Source organism: Candidatus Merdisoma sp. HCP28S3_D10, assembly GCF_052065835.1.
Classification (GTDB): domain Bacteria; phylum Bacillota; class Clostridia; order Lachnospirales; family Lachnospiraceae; genus Laedolimicola.
Window position 1 is genome coordinate 355,009 of the sequence record NZ_JBQHTG010000001.1, and the last position, 24,495, is coordinate 379,503.

General features: G+C 55.7%; 24 protein-coding genes, 1 tRNA gene and 1 pseudogene. 4 read left to right on the forward strand and 22 right to left on the reverse strand.

Annotation, left to right across the window (positions count from 1 at the left end):
• Positions 1-39: 39 nt before the first annotated feature.
• Positions 40-1,122, forward strand: coding sequence for a DUF917 domain-containing protein (locus ACTNCH_RS01620; protein WP_441015379.1), 1,083 nt, complete (start codon positions 40-42; stop codon positions 1,120-1,122).
• A 94-nt stretch (positions 1,123-1,216) separates the two neighbouring features.
• On the opposite strand, the gene ACTNCH_RS01625 is transcribed toward ACTNCH_RS01620, so the two are convergent.
• The 19 genes from ACTNCH_RS01625 to ACTNCH_RS01715 all read right to left on the reverse strand — a co-directional run bounded on the left by ACTNCH_RS01625 (position 1,217) and on the right by ACTNCH_RS01715 (position 19,087).
• Positions 1,217-2,236, reverse strand: coding sequence for a zinc-dependent alcohol dehydrogenase (locus ACTNCH_RS01625; protein ID WP_441015377.1), 1,020 nt, complete (start codon positions 2,234-2,236; stop codon positions 1,217-1,219).
• Between the two features lie 170 nt (positions 2,237-2,406).
• Positions 2,407-2,479, reverse strand: a tRNA-Gly gene (locus ACTNCH_RS01630).
• An 85-nt stretch (positions 2,480-2,564) separates the two neighbouring features.
• On the reverse strand, positions 2,565-3,215 hold the full coding sequence (locus ACTNCH_RS01635; protein ID WP_441015375.1) for an epoxyqueuosine reductase QueH: 651 nt from the start codon (positions 3,213-3,215) through the stop codon (positions 2,565-2,567).
• 15 nt (positions 3,216-3,230) lie between these two features.
• A complete protein-coding gene (locus ACTNCH_RS01640; protein WP_441015373.1) occupies positions 3,231-4,061 on the reverse strand; it encodes a M15 family metallopeptidase in 831 nt (276 codons plus the stop codon).
• 67 nt (positions 4,062-4,128) lie between these two features.
• Positions 4,129-5,163, reverse strand: a complete 1,035-nt coding sequence (locus tag ACTNCH_RS01645) for an XdhC family protein (protein WP_441015371.1) — start codon at positions 5,161-5,163, stop codon at positions 4,129-4,131.
• A 13-nt stretch (positions 5,164-5,176) separates the two neighbouring features.
• Entirely contained in the window at positions 5,177-6,520 is a 1,344-nt protein-coding gene (gene yqeB / locus ACTNCH_RS01650; RefSeq protein ID WP_441015369.1) for a selenium-dependent molybdenum cofactor biosynthesis protein YqeB, read from the reverse strand.
• Complete coding sequence (gene yqeC / locus ACTNCH_RS01655; protein ID WP_441015367.1) at positions 6,517-7,320, reverse strand: selenium cofactor biosynthesis protein YqeC; 804 nt, start codon at positions 7,318-7,320, stop codon at positions 6,517-6,519. Before yqeC ends, yqeB begins: the two co-directional genes overlap by 4 nt.
• A 12-nt stretch (positions 7,321-7,332) precedes the next feature.
• Entirely contained in the window at positions 7,333-9,606 is a 2,274-nt protein-coding gene (locus ACTNCH_RS01660; RefSeq protein WP_441015365.1) for a xanthine dehydrogenase family protein molybdopterin-binding subunit, read from the reverse strand.
• Positions 9,594-10,070: a (2Fe-2S)-binding protein gene (locus tag ACTNCH_RS01665; protein ID WP_441015363.1), complete on the reverse strand. Its 477-nt coding sequence runs from the start codon at positions 10,068-10,070 to the stop codon at positions 9,594-9,596. The genes ACTNCH_RS01660 and ACTNCH_RS01665 overlap by 13 nt, the downstream gene beginning before the upstream one ends.
• A gap of 7 nt (positions 10,071-10,077) precedes the next feature.
• A complete protein-coding gene (locus tag ACTNCH_RS01670; protein WP_441015361.1) occupies positions 10,078-10,839 on the reverse strand; it encodes an FAD binding domain-containing protein in 762 nt (253 codons plus the stop codon).
• 1 nt (position 10,840) lies between these two features.
• Complete coding sequence (locus tag ACTNCH_RS01675) at positions 10,841-12,232, reverse strand: uracil-xanthine permease family protein (RefSeq protein ID WP_441015359.1); 1,392 nt, start codon at positions 12,230-12,232, stop codon at positions 10,841-10,843.
• A gap of 44 nt (positions 12,233-12,276) precedes the next feature.
• Complete coding sequence (locus ACTNCH_RS01680) at positions 12,277-12,513, reverse strand: DUF3343 domain-containing protein (protein WP_441015357.1); 237 nt, start codon at positions 12,511-12,513, stop codon at positions 12,277-12,279.
• A gap of 4 nt (positions 12,514-12,517) precedes the next feature.
• Positions 12,518-13,669 (reverse strand): aminotransferase class V-fold PLP-dependent enzyme, encoded by a 1,152-nt coding sequence (locus ACTNCH_RS01685; RefSeq protein ID WP_441015355.1) that lies wholly within the window; start codon positions 13,667-13,669, stop codon positions 12,518-12,520.
• The gene (gene yedF, locus ACTNCH_RS01690; protein ID WP_441015353.1) at positions 13,666-14,286 is read right to left on the reverse strand and encodes a sulfurtransferase-like selenium metabolism protein YedF; all 621 of its coding nucleotides are present in this window, start codon (positions 14,284-14,286) and stop codon (positions 13,666-13,668) included. The genes ACTNCH_RS01685 and yedF overlap by 4 nt, the downstream gene beginning before the upstream one ends.
• Positions 14,283-15,323, reverse strand: coding sequence for a selenide, water dikinase SelD (gene selD / locus ACTNCH_RS01695; RefSeq protein ID WP_441015351.1), 1,041 nt, complete (start codon positions 15,321-15,323; stop codon positions 14,283-14,285). The genes yedF and selD overlap by 4 nt, the downstream gene beginning before the upstream one ends.
• A gap of 3 nt (positions 15,324-15,326) precedes the next feature.
• A complete protein-coding gene (locus ACTNCH_RS01700; protein WP_441015349.1) occupies positions 15,327-15,917 on the reverse strand; it encodes a xanthine phosphoribosyltransferase in 591 nt (196 codons plus the stop codon).
• A gap of 85 nt (positions 15,918-16,002) precedes the next feature.
• Positions 16,003-16,947 carry a hypothetical protein gene (locus ACTNCH_RS01705; RefSeq protein ID WP_441015347.1) on the reverse strand — a complete coding sequence of 315 codons (945 nt, stop codon included), beginning with the start codon at positions 16,945-16,947 and terminating at the stop codon, positions 16,003-16,005.
• Positions 16,944-18,395 (reverse strand): sensor histidine kinase, encoded by a 1,452-nt coding sequence (locus tag ACTNCH_RS01710; protein ID WP_441015345.1) that lies wholly within the window; start codon positions 18,393-18,395, stop codon positions 16,944-16,946. The genes ACTNCH_RS01705 and ACTNCH_RS01710 overlap by 4 nt, the downstream gene beginning before the upstream one ends.
• A 17-nt stretch (positions 18,396-18,412) precedes the next feature.
• On the reverse strand, positions 18,413-19,087 hold the full coding sequence (locus tag ACTNCH_RS01715) for a response regulator transcription factor (protein WP_441015343.1): 675 nt from the start codon (positions 19,085-19,087) through the stop codon (positions 18,413-18,415).
• Between the two features lie 142 nt (positions 19,088-19,229).
• Between ACTNCH_RS01715 and ACTNCH_RS01720 the strand changes: the two genes are divergently transcribed.
• Together ACTNCH_RS01720 and ACTNCH_RS01725 are read left to right on the forward strand one after the other, a co-directional pair.
• Complete coding sequence (locus tag ACTNCH_RS01720; protein WP_441015341.1) at positions 19,230-19,997, forward strand: ABC transporter ATP-binding protein; 768 nt, start codon at positions 19,230-19,232, stop codon at positions 19,995-19,997.
• A complete protein-coding gene (locus tag ACTNCH_RS01725) occupies positions 19,990-20,793 on the forward strand; it encodes an ABC transporter permease (RefSeq protein WP_441015339.1) in 804 nt (267 codons plus the stop codon). Before ACTNCH_RS01720 ends, ACTNCH_RS01725 begins: the two co-directional genes overlap by 8 nt.
• 24 nt (positions 20,794-20,817) lie before the next feature.
• Here ACTNCH_RS01725 and ACTNCH_RS01730 read toward each other — a convergent pair whose 3' ends face one another.
• A complete protein-coding gene (locus ACTNCH_RS01730) occupies positions 20,818-22,131 on the reverse strand; it encodes an ATP-binding protein (protein WP_441016126.1) in 1,314 nt (437 codons plus the stop codon).
• A 188-nt stretch (positions 22,132-22,319) separates the two neighbouring features.
• Here ACTNCH_RS01730 and ACTNCH_RS01735 point away from each other — a divergent pair, with 188 nt between their 5' ends.
• Entirely contained in the window at positions 22,320-22,595 is a 276-nt protein-coding gene (locus tag ACTNCH_RS01735; RefSeq protein WP_441015337.1) for a metal-sensing transcriptional repressor, read from the forward strand.
• A gap of 5 nt (positions 22,596-22,600) precedes the next feature.
• Here the strand turns inward: ACTNCH_RS01735 and ACTNCH_RS01740 are convergent, their stop codons facing one another.
• A complete protein-coding gene (locus ACTNCH_RS01740) occupies positions 22,601-23,746 on the reverse strand; it encodes a sensor histidine kinase (RefSeq protein WP_441015335.1) in 1,146 nt (381 codons plus the stop codon).
• Positions 23,743-24,426 (reverse strand): annotated as a pseudogene (locus ACTNCH_RS01745) (response regulator transcription factor). Before ACTNCH_RS01745 ends, ACTNCH_RS01740 begins: the two are co-directional and overlap by 4 nt.
• Positions 24,427-24,495: the final 69 nt, after the last annotated feature.

Here is a 24,495-nt window from a genome sequence, read left to right on the forward strand (position 1 = left end):
CAAAACCTGACATACTTTGAGACAAGAAAGGAAAAACCTATGATCTATCTGACCAAAGAACTTTGTGAACAGGCCCTGCTGGGCGGTCTCCTTCTGGGAGGCGGCGGAGGCGGTACCCTTACAGCCGGAAGGGAAGCTCTGGAAGAGACCTTCAAGCACACAGACAAGCTTACCATGCTGGACATCAGCGAGCTGAATCCGGAGGACGTGGTTGTGAATGTGTCCACCCTAGGCGCGCCCTCTGCCATGGGCGTTCATCTGAGCGCCGAGCACTGGATGACTGCCCTGAAGAATTTTGAGCTGAACTACGGCAAAAAAATCGCAGGCTTTACCTCCTGCGAAAACGGAGCCATCTCCACAGCCAACGGCTGGGTTATCTCCGCTCTCACCGGCATTCCTCTGGTGGACGCGCCCAGCAACGGACGGGCCCACCCCACCGGAACCATGGGAAGTATCGGACTGAACCTGCTGCCGGATTATCAGACTACCCAGTCTGCCTGCGGCGGAACCGGAGCCCGCTATCTGGAAACCGTCGCAAAGGGAGCCTTAAATTCCACCTCCCATGTAATCCGCCAGAGCGCTGTAGCCGACGGCGGTATGGTAGGTGTTCTCCGAAATCCAGTTACTGTGGAATATCTAAAGAAGAACGCCGCGGTAGGCGCTATTTCCCAGGCTCTGGATATCGGAAAGGCTTTCAGCCAGTGTAAAAACGGCGCTGAGTTTGTAGCCTTCCTGGAGGAGCACTACGACGCGAAGGTTCTGGCTAGAGGCAAGATCACAAACTACGAGCTGAAGATGGACGGCGGCTACGATATCGGACATCTGGATGTAACCAGCGAAGAGGGCAGCGTAAGCTTCACCTTCTGGAATGAGTACATGCTGGCAGAGCAGGACGGACAGCGCGCCGCTACCTTCCCGGATCTCATCTGTACCCTGGACGCTGCTACCGGAGAGGCCATCTCCACAGCCGAGGCAAAGGACGGCATGGATGCCTACGCCATCGTAATTCCCAAGGAGAAGCTGATTCTGGGCGCAGGTATGCACCAGAGAGAGCTGTTCCAGGAAGTGGAGGATCTCCTTCACAAGGACATGGTCGCATGCAATGACGGCTTGTTTGTATAGTAAATAATTTCCATTTTTCAAATCAATACGGGCAGATTTCCAAAATTCAGATAGAATATGGAAATCTGCCTGTATTATTTTTTCAACAACTTTTTTATTCGTTCAGCATAACCGCTTTCACCGCATGCGCTTTATCCGTCAGGAATTCCATGATACCCTCCGGCGCTTTTTCCAGCGGGAAGGTATGGGTAATGAGCGGTTTTACGTCTACGATTCCCGCCTTCACCAGATCCAGGCAATGGGGGAAGTAGAGAGCCGGAATCGCGTTGGATCCCCGGATCTGCAGTTTGTTCAGATGAACAATGTTGGAATCAAAGGTCACCATAGCGCCGGGGCCGTAGCTGATACCCAGGAACGCCACAATGCCACCCACGTTTGCCACCTTTACCGCTTCGGCTATGGTGACGGGCGGCGTGGTAACCAGCACTCGTTCTACACCTCCCCGGGGAAACGGATAATCCGTCAGCTCCATCTCATCGGTGAGAATCACATCGGTGGCCCCGAATTGTTTTGCCAGCTCTATCTTCTTCTGGTTTGCCTTATGCTCTGCCACATAGATATTTCTTGCGCCGGAGGCTTTCGCCATCTGCAGGGCCATCAGGCCGATGGCTCCGCAGCCCATCAGCAATACGTCCTGTCCCAGATGGATATCCGCAGTCAGAATCAGGTCTGCCGCCACACCCATGGGCTCCAGGAAGCAGGCTTCCCGATCCTCCAGATCCGTAAAGGGCACGCAGAGAATCGCCGGGACAATGGTCTTCTCCGCAAAGCCCATTCCCGTATGCTCCATGGTCATATAGTTGGGGCCCTCGGTATCCAGATCGGGACGACCGTTCCGCGCGTAATCCGAAATGGGATCAAAGATAGAAGTCTCTACTACCACCCGGTCTCCCACCTTTACATTCTTTACACCATGTCCGACCTTTTCTACCACGCCGGCAAATTCATGTCCGAAGGGCTGCCATTCTTCTCCGGCATAGCCCGCCAGAATCTTGTCGTGTCCGCAGAATCCGCAGGCCTTTACTCCCACAAGTACTTCTCCGGCCTCCGGCTCCCGCACCTCCACCTCGCGGATTTCAAATTGATTTTTTGCTTTCAGATACGCAGCTTTCATGTTTCCCTCTCCTTTATGTCTTTTCTATTTTGCCTATAAATTTCTTTCTTTTCGTTTCTTTTTTATCACTTTTGTACAATCATAACATGAATTCCTTTGTTCTGCAATTTTCTTTTTGTAAATAAGGATCAAAAAAAGGAACCATGCTATGCATGATTCCTTTTCGCAAGAGCGATAGACGGGGCTCGAACCCGCGGTCTCGACCTTGGCAAGGTCGCGCGTTACCAACTACGCCACTATCGCATTTGTGTTTGCTTCTTACTGAAGCAGCAACAAAATATATTATACGGGATACTTTTCTATTTGTCAAGCCTATTTTTGATCTTTTTTACAGTTCTTCCTTTGCCGCGGCCTTCTGCTGCGCGCGGCGCTCCCGCATGGAGAACACACAGCCGCAGTAATCCTGCCGGTAGAGGCCGTATTCCCTGGACAGCTCTGTGGAGCGCTTGTAACCGTTCCGTTTTTTGAAATCGCTGTAGAGATAGTCCACGCCATAGTCCTTCGCCAGCTGACCGCCGATCTCATTGAGCTTCTCCGCGTTCTTTAAGGGGCTGATGGACAGGGTCGTGGTAAAGTAATCGTATTTTCCGGCGCGGGCCATCTCCGCAGTTTCCGTAAGACGCAGACGGTAGCACTTAAAGCAGCGCTCCCCTCCCTCGGGAACCTGATCCAGTCCCCGGGCCATCTCATAGAAGCGCTCCGGCTCGTAAGGCCCGTCCAGGAAGGAGATGGGATGCTCTGCGGGAAGCTGGGCAATCAGGCGCTTCTGCTCCTCCACACGCTTTCCGAATTCCTCCGGCGGATAGATGTTCGGATTGTAATAAAAGACGGTGATTTCAAAATACCGGGACAGGTATTCCAGCACGTAGCTGCTGCAGGGCGCGCAGCAGCTGTGGAGCAGAAGACGGGGCACCCGGCCCTGACGCTGCAATACTTCGATTACTTTATCCAGTTCTTTTTGATAATTTATTTTATTCATCGTTCCTGCTTCCTTTTACTTCTCGCCCAGATACTCCTCCAGGCAGATTCCCTGCTCCATGATTTCTCTGGCAGCCTCTTTCCCCACATAGCGGTAATGCCAGGGTTCGAAGATAATCCCCGTTTCCCCGGTCTTATCTGTGGGATAGCGCAGGATAAAGCCGTAGCGCCAGCAGTTTTCCTCGAGCCATTTAGCCTCCGGCGTCTCTGCCTGCTTATCGTCCAGAAGCTGATAATCCTTTGCCACAATATCTGCCGCCAGTCCCAGGTTATGCTCGCTGGTTCCGGGGTAGGCCACGACGGTTCCCGCCTGACGATAGGCTTCCTCATAGTTTAAGCCCTCGGCCTGCAAGCGGCTCACCTTATTGTTATAAAGGTCCGTCTGCTTCTCCATGGTCCGATAGGCCGAGCAGATCCAGAAGTCCAGTCCCTGCTTCCTTCCGTCTGCCAGCATCTGCTGCAGCTCTCCCACCGCCCGGCTGTCAAAATAGTAATTATTCTCGATTTCCGACACCCGGGGACGATAGCCCTCCGCCATGGGGTGCGTAGCGTTGACCAGGGTCAGCTTCCAGTCCCCGGCGCTTTCTTCCCCGTCCGGGTTATCAATTGTCCCACTGTCATGCTCAGCCGCCTGCGTCCTGTCATTTTCGGATTCTTCTGCCGCCGGTTCCGCCCCGGCTCTCGCCAGCAGGCCCGTCTCTTTCGCAAACACAAGCTTCCCGCAAAGCAGTCCCAGCACAAAGGCCATCAGCCAGATGGCTGCAAGAATCCGATAAAACTGCCTCTGCCGGCGGCGACGGCGGGATTCGGAACGCCCCGGTCTCTCATATACATGCTCACGCTGCATGTTCCTCACCTCTTGAAGCTCAGTATAGGTGAGGAATGTATCCGGCTTGTATCATTTTAAAATTCTTTCAGCATTTCTCCAGCAGCACCTCTATGACGCCGCCGCAGACCATGCCCTCTTCCTCCGCGTCGCAGGCTGTCATGCTCACAGAAATCAGCTCCTGCCGCTTTTCCTTATCCTGCATAAGCCAGCGGGCTTTTTCCTTCACGCCCGCTTCCACACAGCCGCCGCCGATGGTTCCGGATACGGTGCCGTCCTCCAGCACCAGCATTTTGGTACCGACACTTCTTGGCGCCGAGCCCCTGCGGGCTACAATGGTACACAGCACCTTTGCCCGTGTGTCCGTCCCGTCTCCGAGAAGCTCCAGCTGCTCCTCCGAGAAGCTGCTGTTCTTCTTATCTCCGTTTTTGACGGAAATGATTTCTCCCAGTATCGAGACCGCGATTTCCTCCGGCGTCTCCGCGTGAATGCTCAGTCCAATGGGGGCGTAAAGCTCCTCCACCTGTCCTGCCGGAAAGCCCCGCTCCAGCAGCTTCTTTTTCACAAGCGCCGACCGGCCCCTGCTGCCCATCATACCCAGATAGGCATAGTTCTTCCCCAGAATCTTTTCCAGGCAAATGAGATCGTAGCGGTGTCCCCGGGTCATGACGACAAAATAAGTATCCTCGTCGCTGTCCACTGCGTCCAGCCCCTGTTCGAAGCTGTCGCAGATCACCCGCTTCGCTCCGGCCCGTCTGGCTCCGTCCGCAAAGTACGGGCGGTCCTCCAGAACCGTCACGTCAAAGCCCAGCAGGAGAGCCATACGAAGCAGCGCCACGCCCACATGGCCCGCGCCGCAGATCACCAGCTTCTTCGCTTCTCCCAGACAGTCGCAGAATACCGTCTCCCCTGCCAGCTCCTGCTGTCCTTCGGCCCGGATTGCCCCAGCCTCCTCCCGGTGTTTTGTGAAAAAGCCCTGTCCGGTTTTCTCCCAGAGAAGCCCGTCTCCGGCAAAAAAGGCTTTTTCCCCAGCATGGGGTCCCTTTAAGACGGTCAGAATCCGTTTCTCCTTTTTATCCTGATATTCCTGTAAGATAGTATATAAATGACGCAAGTTTTCCACAATCCTTCTTTCTTTACGCGCGGATATCCACATCTGCGAGTTCCTTTTCCCCACATTCCACCAGGCGCACCCTTTCCGGATACCGCTTTATCACCTGACGGCCTCCGGTATCGCCGGTCAGCTCCAGAAGCTCCGGGAAATAGCTTTTGTCCCAGAGAACCGGATTGCCCCGCCGCTCCCCGTGTCCGGCGCAGACGATAGCCCCGGGATAAGAAAAGCCCTCCTCCAGAATTCTTTCCATAGTCGCCGGTTCCAGATAGGGCTGGTCGCAGACCATACACAATACGCCCCGCAGATCCGGATTCTGCCGAAGACATTCCGTAAGCCCAAGCTGCAGGGAATGGCTGATCCCCCGCTCCGGCTCCTGATTTATCACAGCCCTTACGCCGCGCTCTCCGGCTGCCCCGGCTATTTCCGGAAACCGGGTCACGATTACGCGGGTACAGTCTGAAAAAGCGCCCAGCTTATCCAAAGTTACTTCGTACAGGGGGCGCCCGTCCACTTGCTCCTCCAGAAGCTTATTTCCGCCGTACCGGCTGGACAGCCCCGCTGCCAGCGCTACGATACCGTACTGCCGCCCTACCAGCGTCCGGATGGCCTCCGCGCAGCCCCGTCCTATCTTATGGGATTTATCGGAAATGAGGTGAACCAGGCTTTCGTCCTTTCTCGGATCCACGTCCCCGATTTTCATGCCCTTCTTTACCGGCACGCCTGCCTGCAGCATGCCCCGGATCACGCCGTCAATCTGCGCGTACACCGGCTCCCCGCCCGTATAGGCCAGGACGCTGCCCTTCTCTACGATATCGCCGATGGCTGCCACCGGCTCCATCCGACCGTCCCCGGAAGCCTTAATCAGGCGCTCCATGGCGTAGCCGCCCACCATGCCCGGTACACCCGTATTGGGAATGGCGCTGCCCCGGTAAATGGGGCGGCTTAAGGCTTCCCCGCGCATGGTTTCGATGACCGCGTGGCAGTCTGTCCCTGCTGTGAAGCCTGGCCCCAGGGCCAGCACCAGCGGCGCGTCCGTAAGCGTTGTTCCGATATTTTTCTTCGCCATGATGGCGTCGATGACCACCTCCGGCTGCCAGACCTTTCGTACCCGGGCTTCCGGATCCACCAGCACGCTGATGACGCCCTGTTCCGAGAGGGCTATGGCTTCCTCCGCCGATCCGGCCAGCACGCCGGTCACGCCCTCTACTTCCGCCCGTCTTTCGTAGACCGCCCGGGAATAAGCTACCTGGCGGCGTACCGTCAGCGGTACGGCGATTTCTGTCATGATAATCCGGTGTCCCTCCCGGAAAAGCTCCCAGGCCACGCCGGTGGCCAGATCCCCGGCTCCCTTGATTACGATCTTCATCTTTTCTCTCCTGCTCTCGGAAGGTTCCAGGGCGGCATCAGATCCGCCGCCATGAGAATCCTCGTTTCCGGACCCGCAAGCGCTTTCGCGGCTTCCAGAGCCGCTGCCTCCCGCTCCCGGGTATCCGCCTTGTTAAACAGCACTGCGTAGTCCATACCGGGTCTTACGCCCTTTCTTCCTCCTGCCGGGCTAACCGCCAGCTTCGCCAGATCTGCCGCCGTCAGGACGTCCTTCTCTCTTTTTCCGAGAATGGCGCAGACCTCTTCCACACGGCAGCAGACCTCTTTGATAGGCTGCCCCACTCCGTCCAGTCCATACACGCAGAGCACAAGACCAGTCTCCGGCAAAATTACCGGTTCGCCCTCCCTGGGCGCTTTGACCGGCTTCTCTCTGGCTCCGTCTGCCTCCAGAAGAAGCCAGATCCCCTCCGTCAGAAGCTCCCGGTAAAACCATTCCGGCAGCGCTTTACATTTCCAGTCGGAAACAGGCTCTCCCATCCAGAGAGTGCCTGTATTCTTTAACATATCCCGGGCCGCCTGCAGATCCGGACGGTCCAGAAATCCGGTATTCTTTTCACATTGGATATGGGTGGTGGTGCCTGCGGCCGCCAGGATTCCCAGTTTTTTACATTCCATCTGTAAGCGGCGCAGGCAGGTGGTTTTTCCGCCTGCGCCCACGATGGAAACGACGCAGTTTTTTTCCGGCTTCCTGCCGGAAGCAAAGCTGCTTTCGACCAGCCCCAGGGCAGCCAGCAGTGACTCCCGCTCCACCCATTTTCCGTCTATCCATTCTTTTAACATGTCTTATCCGAATCAGTCTGTCCCCAACGCAATCTTCTCACTGGTAATCGGCAGGTTCCGGTGCCATACGCCCGTCGCGTTATAGATGGCATGGGCCAGGGCCGGAGCCGGAGTGTTGATCACGATCTCACCGATGGATTTCACGCCGAAGGGGCCGGTAGGCTCGAAGCTCGGCTTAAATTCCACCCGAAAATGTCCCATATCCTGGCGGGTCGGGATCTTGTACTGCATCAGGGAACTGTTGCGAAGCTTACCCTTTTCCGTGTACTGAATATTCTCGTAGAGGGTCATTCCGATTCCCTGACCTAAGCCTCCCTCCACCTGAACGGTCGCCAGGTTCGGGTTCACAACCGTACCACAGTCTACCACCGCCGCATAGTCCAGAATCTCCACATGGCCCGTCTCCTTATCCAGCTCAATTTCCACCGCGCCTGCCATATAGGGAGGCGGCGATACCGGGGAGCTGTGGCTTTCTGTCACCTGTAACGCGATTTCGTTGCAGACCTGGGCCTTGTAGCCGATCTCCTCGCTGGTAACGGATTTTCCGGTTTTCACATCGGTAGCTTTTCTGCCGTCGAACTCCACGTCCTCCGGGTCGCATTCCAGCATGCCTGCCGCCACCTGGCAGATCCGTTTTTCCAGCTCTGTGGCCGCCTTGACCACGGCCTGACCGGTAATATAGGTGGTACTGGAGGCGTAGGAGCCGGAATCATAGGGGGAGCTGTCTGTGTCCGCGCCGGAGACGAAGATCTCGTCGGTGGTCACATGAAGACATTCCGCCGCCATCTGGGCCAGAATGGTATCACAGCCGGTTCCCATATCCGCCGCCGCGATGGCCAGCTTATAGGTGCCGTCCTCGTTGAGCATGATTGTCGCGGATCCCACGTCCACGTTGGAGATACAGGAGCCCTGCATGGCCATGCCCACGCCTACGGCGCGTACCTTGCCATTTCCCATATCCCGGGCAGGGTATTTTTCCTTCCAGCCAATCATTTCGCAGGCCCGGACCAGACACTCGTCCAGACGGCAGCTCTCTGCCACCTCGCCGAAATAAGCCGGCATAAGCATCTTTTCCCGCACCACATTTTTCAGGCGGAGCTCCACCGGATCCATGTGAAGAACGGTCGCCAGCTCATTTACGATGGATTCCAGGGCAAAGATTCCCTGGGTGGCTCCATACCCCCGGTACGCGCCTGTGGCAAGCTGATTCGTGTAGACTACGTCAAATACATGACGGAAGGCCTCCAGGTTGGCTGTATACAGGGGAATCGCCTTGTGTCCCGTCAGTCCCGCCGTAGTGGGGCCGTGGTCACCGTAAGCGCCTGTATTGGACAGGTTGTAAAGGTCGATGGCCCGGATCGTTCCGTCCCGGTCTGCGCCGATGCTGACCCGGACGTCCATCTCATGACGGGGAGATCCGGCAATCTGGCTTTCTTTTCTGGTGTAAATGATCTTGGACGGCTTCTTTGTCATCCAGGTAACAAAGGCCGGATATATCTCCGTCACCACCGTCTGCTTGGCGCCGAAGCCGCCGCCAATCCGGGGCTTCATGGCCCGCACCTTTGCCCTGGGAATTCCGAGGGCCGTGGATACAATTCGTCTTACATGGAATACGATCTGGGTCGAGCTTACGACCACCAGTCTTCCGTAGGTGTCGATATAGCAATAGGTCCGGAAGGTCTCCATCATGGCCTGGTTGACCGCCGGAACATGGTAGGTGCGGGTAAGCTTTACCTCACAGTCCTCAAGGACCGCCTCCACATCTCCGTCTCCGTCCTCCATATGGGCGCAGAGATTCCGCCTGTTGTCGGCTCCCACCGGGAACCGGGATTCCCAGTTGTCCTCCGGATGCACCAGGATTTCATTGTCGATGGCCTCATGGTAATCCAGCAGCGCCGGAAGCACCTGATATTTCACCCGGATCACCCGCAGGGCCTTATCCACACATTCTTCATTCTCGCCTGCTACAATCGCTACCGGATCGCCCACGAAACGCACATGCTGATCGAGAATCAGATGGTCGTAGGGGCTCCACTCCGGATAGGTCTGTCCCGCTGTGGCAAACCGGTTCTTCGGCACGTCTTTCCAGGTATACACTGCCTCGATACCCGGAATCTTCAGAGCCGCCGCATAGTTTACATCCTCCACGATGGCATTGGCGTGGGGGCTGCGAAGAAGCTTTACCACCAGACATTCCCTCGGGGCGAGGTCATCTACATAGACCGGCTGTCCGGTCACCAGCGCTATGGCGTCCTTCTTGCGTTCCCGTTTTCCTACTTCCCGCATGCGGCACCTCCGTTCTTTTTATACTCGATAAAGGCGTGCATTCCACGCAGCTGTCCCTCATAGCCGGAGCAGCGGCACAGGTTGCCTGCCAGATACTGCTTGATTTCCTCGTCGGTGGGCTCCGGGTTCTCCCGGAACAGGGCGATGGCGTTCATAATCATGCCCGGATTGCAGAAGCCGCACTGCTCCGCGCCCTGATCGGCGATAAAGGAGCCAAATTCCTCTGCTTCCTTCTGCAGTCCCTCCAGGGTCTCCACCCGGCGTCCCTCTGCCCGCGCCGCGAGCATGGCGCAGGAAAACACCGGGATACCGTCCAGAAATACGGTACAGAGTCCGCAGTTGGTAGTCTCACAGCCGCATTTTACACTGTAGCAGCCATGCTTCCGGACAAAATCAAAGAGTGTCATATCCGCGGCAATCTCATCTGTTATCTTTTTCCCGTTTAAGATCATCGTTACGATCATGTCAGCCTCACTCCTTTCCCTGAATCTCTGCAAAAGCACGCCCAAGCAGCACGCCCGCCAGATGACGGCGGAAGATGTCGGAGGCGCGCATATTGCTCTGGAACGGGGTTTCCTCTGCCAGACGCTTTGCCGTCTCCTTGTCCATGCGCTCGATCTCATACAGCTTCGCGATACCCGGTCTTGCGCCGATCACGGCCTTCTTTACGCCGCCGCAGTCGGATACGGCCACGGTCAGCACCGGAAAATCGGTTCGTGTGTTCCGGTGGGACAGATACGCAAAATGACCCGGACATTTCTTTACGATGACCCGCACCAGAATGTCATTGTCACGCTTCATTTTTACAAATTCTGACATTGGCACAATGCCGCCCTTATAGAGCTCCACATAGGAATCCAGAGCCAGAAACGCCGTCATCACATCGGAGAAGCCGAAACGTCCGAAGATACTGCCGCCTACCGTAGCCAGATTCCGGAACTGGGTGCCCACGATATCGCAGACCGCGTCATGCACCAGTCCCTCGCACAGGGCGTTCAGTCCCTCATGCAGCTCGATCTGACGTAAGGTCGCCATACAGCCGATGGAAAATGCTTCCTCTGTCTCCTCGATCTCGTCAAGCCCCAGGCCTGACAGATCGATGGCCTTCTGCACGTTCCGGTTTCCCAGGCGGAGCCATAGCATACCGCCCAGGATCTTGTTGGTGCGCTTCTGGTTCAGCTCCCAGGCCTCCTCCAGACTTTCCACCTTTACCAATTCTCTTATTTTTATCATGCTATTCCTCCTTTGGGAGAACAATATTCAGGATAATCGCTACCAGGGCAGCCGGTACGATACCGGAACCGCCGAAGATGAGCTGTATGCTCTGGGGCAGTCCCGCCAGCACGCCGCTGTTGGCGCCCAGACCATAGCCCAGACCCAGCGCTACAGATACAATCGTCGTGTTGCGGACGGTCATTTTCTCCTTGGTAATCAGACCGATACCGCTGACTACGATGGAGGAAAACATCATAACTGCCGCGCCGCCCAGAACACTCTGGGGCATAATGGAAATCAGTGCGGACAGCTTGGGGAACAGGCCGCAGAGAATCAGGAACACGGCTCCGGTCGCCAGGGCAAACCGGTTTACCACCTTGGTCATGGTGACCAGACCTACGTTCTGGCTGAAGGAGGTGTTCGGAAGCACGCCGAACAGGGAAGCCAGGGAGGATCCCACGCCGTCGCAGACTACGCCGCCGGACAGCTCGGAATCGGTCGCCTCCCGAGCCATACCGCCCTCAATGACGCCGGAGATATCTCCTACGGTCTCCACCGCGGTTACCACGAACATAATCAGCACCGGAACAATGGCTCTGGGATCGAAGACCAGCTTCACCGGCATCAGGGCCGGAACCGCGAACCATTTTGCCTGGGCTACCTTGTCCCAGTTCAGGACCCAGGCCTTGGTATACTCCACGCCCTCCGCGGTTACTCCGGTGGTGGGCAGAACCAGCGCCATGATCGCCGCCACAATATAGCCTACAATAATTCCAATCAGAATCGAAGAAACACTGGTCATTCCCTTCGTGCCATGCTTCAGCGCAATGATGACCACCAGCACCAGGGTTCCCAGGAGCAGGTTTTCCATGGAGCCGTAATCCTTTGCGGAGCTTCCGCCTCCAAAGGATCCCACGCCTACGGAAATCAGGGACAGACCGATGGAAAGCACCACGGTACCGGTCACAACTGCCGGGAAGAAGCGGCGCAGGGGCTTCAGCATAAAGCCCAGAACCGTCTCAAAAAGGCCGCCAATCAGGGATGCTCCCAGAATCGCGCCGTACGCCAGGATACCGCCGCCCATAACGCCTGCCACGCTGTTGAATACGCCGATAAAGCCGGAACTGGTACCCATGATAATCGGCACCTTTCCGCCCACCGGACCGATGGCGTACAGCTGAATCAGGGTTACAATTCCCGCCACCAGCATGGCGTTCTGCAGAAGCGCTACCTGCACCTCCGCAAATTCCGTACCGGAGCCGATTCCACAGGCTCCTGTGATAATCAGAATCGGGGTCAGATTTCCCACGAACATGGCCAGCACGTGCTGGAGTCCCAGGGGAAATGCTTTTCGAAAAGGCATTTTGCCATAAAAATCATAGGCTGCTTTCTTGTTTTCTACTTCATTCATATATGTTTCTCCTCATTTGCGATAGATAAATTCTTACATATTTTTCATAGTTCCAGGGTATACATACCCTCCCACCGGATAGCCGACTCCAGCATCGCCTGCTGCAGCAGCTCCTTCTCTGTGGGCTTCGCCTTCCAGGCCATCCCGCAGCCTGCGGTAATCTCCCGGGGAATGGGAATCAATCTGCCGGGAAGCCCCTCCTTTTCACAATGCCGTTCCATTTTCATGGCCTCGGTGGTGGTTCCAAAGGAGATCACCAGCGCTTCTGTTTTTTTCCGCATTGTCTTACTCCTCCGCCAGCTCCCGGACGGCTGCCGCCGCCTCGTCTGCCTCTGCCTCCGTATTGAAATAAGAAAAGCTGAACCGGACCGCCCCCTGCTCCCGGGTTCCCAGCGCCTCATGCATGAGCGGCGCGCAGTGGGCTCCTCCCCGGACGGCGATCCCGTAATCCTCATAGAGCCAGTCCGCTACTCTTGCGGAATCATAATCCCGGATATTCAGGGACTGGATTCCTGTCCGCCGATCCAGATCCGGATTTCCGTAGAGGGTTACGCCCTCCACCTCCTTCACGCCGTCCACGAACCGCCGAAGAAGCACCTGCTCCCGGGCGCGAATCTGCTCTACGCCGGTCTCCAGAAGCCAACGGGCCGCCGCGCCCAGGCCTGCGATCCCATGGCCGTTCAGGGTGCCCGCCTCCAGCGCCGCCGGCATCTCTGACGGATGTTCCCGGTCGAAGCTGTGAATTCCGCTTCCGCCCACCTTCAGCGGCTGGATCGAAAGACCGGGACGGACGCAGACGCCTCCGGTTCCCTGGGGGCCGTAAAGTCCCTTGTGGCCCGTAAAACACAGGACGTCGATCCCCATACGTTCCATATTCATGAGGACTGCGCCCGCCGTCTGCGCAGCGTCTACGATAAGCAAAAGGCTGTGCTTTTTTGCGAAGGCTCCCACACGTTCCAGATCGGTGATGTTGCCAGTCAGATTGGAGGCGTGGGTGATAATCAGGGCTTTTGTGTTCGGACGGAGCAGGGATTCCAACTCATCGTAAGCCAGGATGCCTGCCTGCAGCTTCTCCCCGGCTTCCGCCTTTACAGGAAGCACCGACAGCTCCACGCCCTGCAGCCGGTACAGGGGCCGCAGCACGGAATTGTGCTCGCAGACGGTGGTAATCACATGATCCCCCGGCCCGAACAGGCCGCCAAGCACCAGGTTCAGGCTCTCGGTGGCATTGGCCGTAAAGACCACCTGCTCCGGAGCCGCCGCGCCCAGAAGCTCTGCCAGGCTTTCTCTGGCCCGGTAGATGGTCCGCCCCGCGTAAAGGGACGCGTCATGGACGCCCCTTCCGGAATTTCCCATGGAAGCCATCGCTTCTAGAAGGGCCTCCTTTACGCACTCGGGCTTTCTAAGGGTGGTCGCCCCGTTATCCAGATAAATCATGGCTTAATGATTTTCGCCGCGCCCGCCATGGTCTCGGCGATGACGTACATATTGGTGACCTCGCCCACCTTTAAGCTGTCTGTCAGCCCGTAATGGTTCAGGCAGGTGCCGCAGGTGAGAATCTGTACGCCCTGGGCCTCCAGGGACTTCAAATCCTCCAGAGACGCGGACCCCTCGCAGGTGAGGGCGGCGCCTCCATTGTAAAAGAGCAGGGTCTTCGGCAGGGTATAAAGCTGTGTCAGCGCATAGATGTACCCCTTCATCAGAAGTCGTCCAAGCTCCGGATCTCCCTCGCCCATGGTGGCGGAGGCTATCACGACCACCGTATTCTCCCTGGCGTCGGGAATACAGGTTTCTGACTCCGCTTTCGTCGGCGCAGTCTGCTTATCTGCTGCGTTTTCGCCAATCTCCATGGTTACCTGATACTGTCTGTCCGAAAGCTTTTTGGAGCTGACCTTGTAGCCCTTCTGATTGGCCATCTTGGTCAGGTTCTGGACTGCAATCTCATTGTCTACCAGCGTCTCCACCACGCCGCTTCCGCCCAGCTCCTTAATGGCATTTTTGGTCTTTACTACGGGAATCGGGCAAGCGTCGCCCAGTGCGTTTACCTGAATCATCGTATCTCTCCTCCTGTCACTAAAATCTCCGGTTCCCCGGGTTCTGTTATCTCTCCCACAAGCTCCGCCGGAAGTCCCGCCGCACGAAGCTCATTTCTCAAATTCTCTGCCTCGTCCGCGCCTACCGCCATCAGCAGTCCGCCGGAGGTCTGCGGATCAAACAGCAGCTCCTCCATGGCAAAAGAAACTTTTTCAAATTTTACATATTTTTCCATATAATTCCGATTCTTCTGACCGGCCGCCGTCAATAGAAATTCATCGGCGTATTCCAGGGCCTCCTCAATCCGGGGCACCTTCTCCGCTTCAATCCGGCAGGACAGCTTTCCGTCCATCATCTCATGGAGATGGCCCAGGAAACCAAAGCCCGTCACATCGGTACAGGCGTGAATGTGGTATCTTCTTCCTATCTCAGAAGCTGTTTTATTCAGGGTGGTCATGGATTCGATGGCTTCCGCCATGGCCTGTTCCGAGGCCTCCCTCACCCGGTTCGCCGTGCAGACGATCCCCACGCCCAGCTTCTTGGTAAAAATCAGTCTGTCTCCGGGCCGTCCGCCGTTATTGGACCAGATGTGATCCGGGTGTACCAGTCCCATGACCGACAGGCCGTACTTGACATCGGCGTCATGGATAGAATGGCCTCCCGCCAGGATACCTCCGGCCTCCAGCACCTTTTCCGATCCGCCCCGCATGATTTCTCCCAGGATATTCAGATCCGCAGACTCGGGAAAGCATACGATATTCAGGGCCGTCTTCACCTGGCCTCCCATGGCATAGATGTCGCTTAAGGCGTTGGCCGCCGCTATTTTTCCAAAGGTATAGGGATCCTCCACCATGGGTGGAAAGAAATCCAGGGTCTGAACTACCGCCGTATCGTCGCTTATCCGGTAAACCGCCGCGTCGTCCCTGCTGTCATAGCCCACCAGAAGATCCGGATTCTCCGGCCCCCTGGGCAGCTTTTCCAGGACATGGCTTAAAACGCCGGCTCCCAGCTTCGCTGTACAGCCGCCGCCCTTACAGAATATGATTTTTTCTTCCATGGTTCAGGCTTCTTCCTGCTCCCGGAATTTTACGGTTCCGGTGGCCGCGTCCATGCTCTCCACGATAGCCAGGGACTCCAGCTGGTAACCCAGGTTCCGGATCATACGGCCGCCTGCCTGGAAGCCCTTCTCCACCGCGATTCCGATTCCTTCAACTGTGCCGCCTGCCTGTGCCACGATGGAAATCAGACCCTGGAGCGCGCAGCCGTTTGCCAGAAAATCATCGATGATCAGAACCCGGTCCTCCGGTCCTAAAAACCGCTTGGATACAATGACCTGGTTCTTGTTCTTATGGGTAAAGGACTCTACCTCTGCCACATACACGTCCCCGTCGATGTTGATGCTCTGGGTCTTCTTGGCGAATACCACCGGTACGTCGAAATAGCTGGCTACCACACAGGCAATTCCGATACCGGAAGCCTCGATGGTTATGATTTTGTTAATGTCCTTGTCCGCGAAGCGCCGCTTAAACTCTTCACCCATCTGCTTGAACAGGTTGATGTCCATCTGGTGATTCAGGAAGCTGTCCACCTTAAGGACATTTCCCTCTTTTACAATGCCGTCTTTTAAGATTCTTTCCTCCAGGAAATTCATGCTTGCTCTCCTTTTTGTCGTTTCTTTCTACTAATGTTATCTTTAAAAATAGCATAGATATCGACATTTTTCAAGGAAGTTTGCGCTATAGGGCAAAATAAATGGCAAGACTCAGGGGACCGAGGCGGAGATAGTAATTGACTTCTCCCTTGTCGCCCTCGCGGTAAACAACCTGAGCCGTCCGGGAACCGTCCGGATTCATATCGCTGATACCCCATTCTTCGCTTACCAGCCTTCTGGCGTCTTCTTCGGTATAGCCCTTCTTTTCGTAAAGGCGCACCTGATTGTCGTAGGCAGTCCTATCTCCATCGGAAAGTATGGCGTCTGCCAGCTCCCAGCTCTGCGTGACACGCTCTGTTGTCAGGCCCAGATAGGAGCCGAATTTCTGAGCCCGCTCTGCCACGTCCGAATCGGTCGTCGCCGTATCCGAATCGGTCGCCGCCATGTCCGAATCGGTCGCCGCCGCGCCGGAACGGATTCCATTCTCATAACCCTCGTTCCACTCCTGAATGCCCAGCTCCAGAAGCTTACCGGTCTCGTCATCCAGGGCGGCTTTCAGGAGCCATCTGTCCTCCTCCGTGTCGATTTGGAAATTTAGCATCCAGATAATCATAGATTTTTCCCCGCTGGGATCGATATAGAAAATCGGAGCCGCACTCTGCTCTGCGTCCTGTTCTGTCATTTTGGCAGTGCGGAAGGTTTCGTCCAGTACGCCCATTTCACATAAGGTACCAAGCTCTTCCTCCGCTTTCGCAAGGCTTCCGGGCACGTCGTAATTTTTCCCTTTTTCCAATACCGTGGTGCTTACGTCGGCGCTCAGAAACAGCTCCGCCTTTTCTACCATACTAAGCTCTGTCTGGGATGTAATCCGCACCTCCGGCGCCTCCTCCGTCTCCACCACAGACAGACGCCTGTCGTCCTGCCATTTCCGGAAAGCCAGGGGAACGCCAAAGCCCACGGACGCCGCCAGAAGCAGTGCTCCCACGGTCAGAAACCAGCTTTTGCGGGATCTGCAGTTTTTTCTTCTCATGCTTCCTCCTCCCCGGCCTGTTCCGGCAGCCATACTCTTACCAGAGTTCCTTTTCCTTCCTCGCTCTGAAAATCCAGTCTGCCCCCATGACGCTTTACGATTTCCGCACAGATGGACAGTCCCAGACCCGCTCCGCCCTGCTGCCTGGCGCGGGATTTATCCACCATATAAAAGGCTTCCGTGATCCGGCTAAGCTCTGCCTCCGGCACGCCCTTTCCCGTGTCGCACACATAAAAGGCATAGCCTGCCTGCTCCGGACGCCCCAGCAGCGTCAGCCTCTTCTCCCGGCCGCTGCCCTCCATGGCCTTCCGGCCATTGTCCAGAAGATTCATCAGCACCGTTTTCATCAGATCCGGCTCCAGATCCACCTGCCTGTCCTCTACCGACACCCAAAGACGGATCTCCTGCTTTTCCAGGGCAGGCTCCAGGATCCCCCGGATTTCCTCCGCCAGCCACTCGGTGGACACGCGTCTTTTCGCAAGCTCCTGATGGCGGAGCACCATCAGATCCAGAAGCTTAAAGGACAGAGCCTCCAGCCGCTTTCCTTCTTTAAAGATATAATTGGCCGCGTCCATCCGTTCCTCTTCCGTCATCTCCCGGCTCCGCAGCATATCCGCGTAGCCAATCATCGAGGTCAGCGGAGTCTTCAGCTCATGGGCAAAGCTTCCGATAAAATCCTCCTGCCGTCTTGCGGTATCCTGAAGCTCCGTAAACTGCTGCTCCAGATGGTCTGCCATCCGGTTAAAATCCCGGGTCAGCCTTCCCACCTCGTCCTCGGATTCCACCCGGGCCCGCACCTCCATGTCGCCGCCCGCAATCCGTCTGGCGGCCCGGGACAGGCGGCCCAGGGGCTTCAGAAGCCATACGGTCATCAGATAACACACCGGAAGCTCTAAAAGCAGAACCACCAGCATCCACCGGCGGTAAATCCGGTACTGCTCGGCCCGGTCGTTAAAAAGAGCGGTCACATCCCGGTCGCTTTCCAGGTAGAGCGTTCGCTTCTCTCCCAGCCGAATACTGCTCATGGTGGCCAGCTCATACCGGCTCTCCTTTTTCCGAAGCTCCCTTGCCCGCTGCCGCCCGGATACCGCTTCCATAAGACGCCCGATCCGTTCCTCTTTCCCAGGTTCTGCCTTTTTCCTGCTATAGAGCACCTGTCCCTCTTCGTCGTAGATCTGGAAATCCAGCCCCATATCCGCCATCTCCCGGGTCATGGTCTCCGCCGTTTCCTGAATTTCTTTATCTGTAAAATTCTGCCATTCCTGTACTGCCGTATTCCAGTAAGCCACGAAGGAATAAGACAGCATCCGGTTCTCCTCTGCCGCGTTCCGGGTCTCCCGGTTCCAGGCAGAAGAAAAAAGAGCGCCCAGGAGCACACAGCCGCCCAGTCCCATGACCAGGATACTGATGGTCATCATGGAAATACTGATTTTCCAGGAAAATTTCATCTGCCGTCTCCCTTCTTTCAGGCTCTTTTCTCCCCCGTATCCGGGCTGTAGCGGTAGCCCACCTTGTATACCGTCTTGATCTCTTCCTCCAGCCCGGTCTTCTTCCGCATCCGCTGCACATGCAGATCCACCGTCCGGCTGTCGCCCATGTATTCGCCGCCCCAGATACGCTCATAGATGGTGTCCCGGTACAGGGCGATATTTTTATTCCGCACAAAAAGCAGAAGCAGCTCAAATTCCTTTTTGGTCAGCCGGAGTTCTTCCCCGTTCCGGGTCACAGTCCGGGACGCCGTATCGATAACCAGATCGCCCTCCCGCAGGATCTGCTCTGTCTTGTGATACCGCCGCAGCACCGATTCCACCCGGGCCAGCAGCTCGATGATTTCAAAGGGCTTGGTCAGATAATCATCCGCTCCCATCCGAAGTCCCCGCACCCGGTCCGATACCGTGGCCTTCGCCGTCAGAAAGATGACCGGAACCTCCAGGGGCGCCAGGTATTCCATCACCTCGTAGCCGTCCGCGCCCGGCAGCATGATATCCAGGAGCACCAGATCATAGGGCTTCTTGTCCAGGGCGTCCACCGCCGCCAGCCCATCGTAGACACAGGTGCAGGCGTACCCTGCCTTCGTCAGATTGATTTTTATCAGATTGGAAATGGGACGCTCGTCCTCTACCACCAGTATTTCTATCATTGCACCGATCCCCTTTTTCTATCTACAATGTAACACAGTTGTATCATTTTTGCATCAGAAGATCCGGATTGTCCGGAATTTTCCGGTAACGCCCCGCGCCCGTCTGCCATAAGATAATGATATAACCTCTGGAGGCCTGCCTATGAATCCGCTGCTTACGCTGGAGCATGTATCCTTTGCCTACCATCAGGCGGAGGGCGAAACTCCGGCTCTTTCCGATATCTCTTTTACCCTGCAGCCAGGTCATTTTCTGGCTGTGGTGGGGCCCAGCGGCTGTGGGAAATCCACGCTGCTCTCCCTGATCTCCGGCCTGCTTCTGCCGGAGGAGGGAACCATCTCGCTGAAGGGACTGCCGGTCCGGGACGCCCGGGCAGACATCGGCTATATGCTTCAGCGGGATCACCTGTTCGAATGGCGCACTGTCTACGCCAACGTCCTTCTGGGGCTGGAAATCCGCAAACAGAAAACCCCGGAAAAGCTTCAGCGGGTAGAGGAGCTGCTGACCGCCTACGGACTGTCTGACTTCCGGGACTCCCGTCCCTCCCAGCTCTCCGGCGGCATGCGCCAGCGCGCCGCCCTGATCCGTACCCTGGCCCTCAATCCGGAGCTCTTACTGCTCGACGAGCCCTTTTCCGCCCTGGACTACCAGACCCGTCTGATGGTCTGCGACGATATCTATGGCATTCTGAAAAAAGAAAAAAAGACAGCCATTCTTGTCACTCACGATCTCTCGGAGGCTATCAGTATGGCTGACCAGGTGCTGGTGCTGTCAAAGCGTCCCGGACGGATCCGGAAACGGGTAGCTATTCAGTTTTCTATTCCTGACCGGACGCCCTTCGTCTCCCGCAGCGCCCCGGAATTCAAGGAATATTTCAATATCATCTGGAAGGAGCTGAACGACTGTGCATGATACCACTCCCTGTTCTCCGGCCCAGAAGAGCTTTCTGCAAAAGCAGCACGCGCAGCAAAAACGGGTCCTCCTGGCCCGTTTTCTGATCTTTCTCCTGTTCCTGGTTCTGTGGGAGCTCAGCACGCGCTTTCACCTGATTGACGCCTTTATCTTCAGCAGTCCCAGCCGGGTGCTCCGTCTCTTTTTCACGATGAGCCGGGACGGATCGATTTTTCTCCATATTGGGGTGACGCTTCTGGAAACCCTGCTGAGCTTCCTTCTGGTCTTTCTCTTAAGCCTTGCGGCCGCGGTGCTGCTCTGGCTTTCCCCGGTCCTCTCCCGGACTCTGGAGCCCTACCTGGTGGTCTTGAACAGCCTGCCCAAATCTGCCCTGGCCCCGCTTCTCATCGTCTGGCTGGGCGCCAATATGCGGACCATCATCGTGGCCGGCATTTCCGTGGCGGTTTTCGGCAGTATTCTGACCCTGTATACAGGCTTTCGGCAGGTTCCGGCGGAGAAAATCAAGCTCATCTACACCCTGGGCGGCAGCCGCCGTCACGTGCTTTTCAAGGTGATCCTGCCCGGCTCCGTACCGGTCTTTCTGAACACCATGAAGGTCAACATCGGGCTCTGTCTGGTGGGCGTCATCATCGGGGAATTCATCGGAAGCCGCCGGGGTCTAGGGTATCTCATTATCTACGGAAGCCAGGTCTTCCAGCTGGATCTGGTGCTGATGTCCATCGTTATCCTGTGTATCCTGGCCATGGGGCTCTATCAGGGACTGCATGTGGCGGAGCGGAAATTGATAAGACGGTAGATTACAATAAAACAGGAGATGTCGTTACACGTTCTCCGATTTTCCCGCCAGATAATTGATAAACTGCTGGGCCGTTCTGCCGGAGATACCGCCGTGGCTCAGCTCCCACTTGTTGGCCTCGGCGCAGAGCTGTTCGTCGGTCAGGGTTATCTCCGGATAACGCTTCGCCAGCTCTGTCACAATCTGGAAATACTCCTTCTGGGTAGGCTTGGAGAAATTGATGGTCACGCCGAAGCGGGCCACCAGGGACAGCTTCTCCTGCATGGTGTCGGAACGGTGCATACCCTCGTCCTGCTCCATATCGCTTCTGTCTCCCCAGGTCTCCCGGATCAGATGACGGCGGTTGGAGGTCGCATAGATCAGCACATTATCCGGCTTGGTTTCCATACCTCCCTCGATGACCGCCTTCAGGAACTTATACTCGATCTCAAACTCCTCGAAGGACAGATCGTCCATGTAGATAATGAAACGGTAGTTCCGGTTCTTAATCTGGGCAATGACCGAAGACAAATCCTGAAACTGATGCTTGTAAATCTCAATCATACGCAGACCCTGATCGTAATACTCGTTCAGAATCGCTTTGATACTGGTGGATTTTCCGGTGCCGGCGTCGCCGAAAAGCAGCACATTGTTGGCCGGAAGTCCCTTCACAAAGGCCTCCGTATTGTCCACCAGCTTTTTCTTCTGAATTTCATAGCCTACCAGGTCCTTCAAAAGCACCTGCTCTGTATTGTTGACCGGCAGGAATTCCACCCCGCTTCCGGCCTCACGGATCCGGAAGGCCTTATTCAGGCCGAACATACCTACGCCATAGGCTTTGTAAAAATCTGTAATTATTTTGAAGATTTCATTTTCATCTTCTGCCTGCTCAATCTGACGGCTCACCGCCTGTACCTTTTCGCTGACGTTTTTATTGTACATCCGCTCTTTTTTGCCAATGGCCTTATAGTGGCAGACGGTGCTGAAGCAGTCGATCTCCAGATCCCGCTCGATGGAGCTGAAATCATAATCAAACAGGTGTTTAAACACCTTAAAATCCGCCTTCGCGAAGTGGTTGACGGTGCCGTCGTTGGCCCCCACCTTTTCGCTGGTCATACTGAAGGAGTTCTCATTGGTTAAGAGAATGAAGGTCAGGTAATTGTGCCACAGGTTCTCGTCAAAGCCGTACATGGTGGACAGATCTAGAAGCGCCTTCATCTGCTCATAAATCCGCGTGGTCAGCTCCGCGGCGCTGCACTGGTCCTTTTCATAGTCCTCAAAAATCCCGGCCAGCTTCCGTAAAATGCTGTTCTCTCCCAGATCCCGGTATAAAATTAATTTCGCGACTTCCTTATACATCATCTTGCTCCTCATCTTTTCTTTCTGTTTCATGCGCCTCTGTAACGCGTCACAGCGCCGCACTGGTGTTATGCTGTATTATAACGCAGCAAAGGGCTTCTGTACAGTGAAAATTCCCCGTTGCTTGACAGTTTTCCCCGTTGCTTCTATAATGGAACACATACGAATTTCCCGGGAGGTATCACACTATGAGACAATGTATGGATTCCGATAATCTGCACCGCAGATTGAAAAAGATCATCGGCCAGGTGCAGGCCATCGACCGCATGATCGACGAGGATATCCCCTGTGAAGACATTCTGGCCCAAATCAACGCTGCCAAATCCGCCCTTCACAAGGCAGGGCAGGTGGTTCTGGAGGGTCACATCAAGCACTGCGTCCGGGACGGCATTGAGCACGGAGACCCGGATAAGACCATCGAAAGCTTCACCAAGGCCGTGGAGCGGTTCGCCAATATGAAGTAAGCCTCTTAGAAGATCACTTCAAAGACCGTACCGCCGCCGGCCCGTTCGAGCACCGCGATCCGGCCGTCGTGCACTCTTACAATCTCACGCACAAGGGCAAGTCCGAGACCCACGCCCCCGAGAGCCCGGCTTCTGGATTTGTCCAGGCGAAAAAAGGGTTCAAAAATCCGTTCTTTCAGTTCTTCCGGAATTCCATTTCCCGTATCCTCCACCCTAAGACAGATCTGCCCGTCCTTCCGGGCTGCCGTCACCAGGACGCTTCCGCCCGGGTGATTGTATTTTATAGCGTTCTCCACCAGGTTATATACCAGTCGGTAGATAAGGATATCGCTGCCGGACATGGTCAGCTCCTCGCAGCTTTTCCCAAGGCTTATCTCCTTTTCCCGGGCCAGGGTCTCCAGATCCGCCAGCACCTCCTCCACCAGCGCGTCCAGTTCGATTTTCTCATCCCGCGCTATAGTCTGAAGCTCGCTCATATCCAGGAGGGTCTTTACCATTTTGCTCAGCCGTTCGGTCTGTTCCCCGATCATTTTCCATGTCTGTTCCGCGCTTTTGCCCGGATCCGGATGCTCCCCCGCATGATATAAATCCAGCTGAAGCTGCATCACGGCCAGCGGCGTGCGAAGCTCGTGGGCCGCGTTCGCGGTAAACTGCCGCTGCACCTCGAAGGCCTCCGACAGACGCTCCAGCATTTTATTATAGGAAATGCTGAGCTGGTTTAATTCCGCTACCTTATTTTCCTCCAGCCTGGAATCCAATAGATTCTGTGCCTCCACCTCCCCGATCTTCCGGGAAAATTCCGAAAGAGGCTTCAGCGCGCGTCCGCTGATAAAATAGGTCGCCACGCCGCCAAGGAGCGCCATCAGCGCGGAAAAAACCAGGCTTCTTTTTTTGTAATCCATCTTGCTGTTGTAGACCTGTATGGAAAAATTATTTACAAAATCGTCCCATTTATCGTCCGGAATATCGATATAGATCTCCTCCCGGTTCTCTCCGGCTTCCTCCCCGGTCCGGGCATCCACCGTATCCTGCAGGGACTCCATATAGTAGACACCGTTTCCGTAGACAAACAGAGTCAGGCAGCCGCATATAACGGCGATAAACAGGGTTGTAATCAGCGTAAGTCTCCACTGGAGCGACATTTTTTTCATTCGCTTTCCTCCACTATCCGATAGCCTTCCCCGATTTTATTTACGATGGGATCGTATCCCAGCACCGCCTTCAGTTTTTTTCTTAAGGAAGACATATGTACCCGGATCGCGCCGCTGAAGCTGTCCACGGACGCGTCCCAGACGTGCTCCATCAGCTCCTCCTGGCTTACGGGCCTGCCCTGATTCAGGAGCAGATATTCCAGAATTCCGTTTTCCTTCCGGGTCAGGGTCACAGGCTCGCCCTTGGCGCTGGCCTGCCGCTTTCTTGTGTCGAACCGGACAGCCCCTCAGGTCAGGCAGACGTCCTTTTGCACGAAGCTTCGCCGGGTCAGGCTTCGAATCCGGGCCTCCAGCTCCTGCAGATGAAAGGGCTTTTCCATATAATCATTGGCGCCCGCGTCCAGGCCCTCCACCTTATCCACGATCTGGCTTCGCGCCGACAGGATCAGAACCTTCGTCTCTTCATTTTTTTGCCGCAGCTCCCGCAGGAGATCCATTCCGTCCATACCCGGCAGATTCAGATCCAGCACAATCAGATCGTATTCCTCCGTCAGGATATAATCCAGAGCCTCTTCGCCGTCATAGCAGGTGTCCACCTCGTAGCCTGCCCGGTACAGGCTTGCGGCTACGGTATCGCACAATTCTTTCTCATCTTCTACAATCAATAATCTCAAAATCATTTCTCCATTTGCTTAACAGAAATTTTACACCCTTTATTGTATAATACCATTATCATCAAGAAAAGGGGA

Coding starts and splice junctions, on each gene's coding strand:
- ACTNCH_RS01620 (WP_441015379.1), top strand. CDS start 40: ATGATCTATCTGACCAAAGAACTTTGTGAACAGGCCCTGCTGGGCGGT.
- ACTNCH_RS01625 (WP_441015377.1), bottom strand. CDS start 2,236: ATGAAAGCTGCGTATCTGAAAGCAAAAAATCAATTTGAAATCCGCGAG.
- ACTNCH_RS01635 (WP_441015375.1), bottom strand. CDS start 3,215: ATGAATAAAATAAATTATCAAAAAGAACTGGATAAAGTAATCGAAGTA.
- ACTNCH_RS01640 (WP_441015373.1), bottom strand. CDS start 4,061: ATGCAGCGTGAGCATGTATATGAGAGACCGGGGCGTTCCGAATCCCGC.
- yqeB (WP_441015369.1), bottom strand. CDS start 6,520: ATGAAGATCGTAATCAAGGGAGCCGGGGATCTGGCCACCGGCGTGGCC.
- yqeC (WP_441015367.1), bottom strand. CDS start 7,320: ATGTTAAAAGAATGGATAGACGGAAAATGGGTGGAGCGGGAGTCACTG.
- ACTNCH_RS01660 (WP_441015365.1), bottom strand. CDS start 9,606: ATGCGGGAAGTAGGAAAACGGGAACGCAAGAAGGACGCCATAGCGCTG.
- ACTNCH_RS01665 (WP_441015363.1), bottom strand. CDS start 10,070: ATGATCGTAACGATGATCTTAAACGGGAAAAAGATAACAGATGAGATT.
- ACTNCH_RS01670 (WP_441015361.1), bottom strand. CDS start 10,839: ATGATAAAAATAAGAGAATTGGTAAAGGTGGAAAGTCTGGAGGAGGCC.
- ACTNCH_RS01675 (WP_441015359.1), bottom strand. CDS start 12,232: ATGAATGAAGTAGAAAACAAGAAAGCAGCCTATGATTTTTATGGCAAA.
- ACTNCH_RS01680 (WP_441015357.1), bottom strand. CDS start 12,513: ATGCGGAAAAAAACAGAAGCGCTGGTGATCTCCTTTGGAACCACCACC.
- ACTNCH_RS01685 (WP_441015355.1), bottom strand. CDS start 13,669: ATGATTTATCTGGATAACGGGGCGACCACCCTTAGAAAGCCCGAGTGC.
- yedF (WP_441015353.1), bottom strand. CDS start 14,286: ATGATTCAGGTAAACGCACTGGGCGACGCTTGCCCGATTCCCGTAGTA.
- selD (WP_441015351.1), bottom strand. CDS start 15,323: ATGGAAGAAAAAATCATATTCTGTAAGGGCGGCGGCTGTACAGCGAAG.
- ACTNCH_RS01700 (WP_441015349.1), bottom strand. CDS start 15,917: ATGAATTTCCTGGAGGAAAGAATCTTAAAAGACGGCATTGTAAAAGAG.
- ACTNCH_RS01705 (WP_441015347.1), bottom strand. CDS start 16,947: ATGAGAAGAAAAAACTGCAGATCCCGCAAAAGCTGGTTTCTGACCGTG.
- ACTNCH_RS01710 (WP_441015345.1), bottom strand. CDS start 18,395: ATGAAATTTTCCTGGAAAATCAGTATTTCCATGATGACCATCAGTATC.
- ACTNCH_RS01715 (WP_441015343.1), bottom strand. CDS start 19,087: ATGATAGAAATACTGGTGGTAGAGGACGAGCGTCCCATTTCCAATCTG.
- ACTNCH_RS01720 (WP_441015341.1), top strand. CDS start 19,230: ATGAATCCGCTGCTTACGCTGGAGCATGTATCCTTTGCCTACCATCAG.
- ACTNCH_RS01730 (WP_441016126.1), bottom strand. CDS start 22,131: ATGTATAAGGAAGTCGCGAAATTAATTTTATACCGGGATCTGGGAGAG.
- ACTNCH_RS01735 (WP_441015337.1), top strand. CDS start 22,320: ATGAGACAATGTATGGATTCCGATAATCTGCACCGCAGATTGAAAAAG.
- ACTNCH_RS01740 (WP_441015335.1), bottom strand. CDS start 23,746: ATGAAAAAAATGTCGCTCCAGTGGAGACTTACGCTGATTACAACCCTG.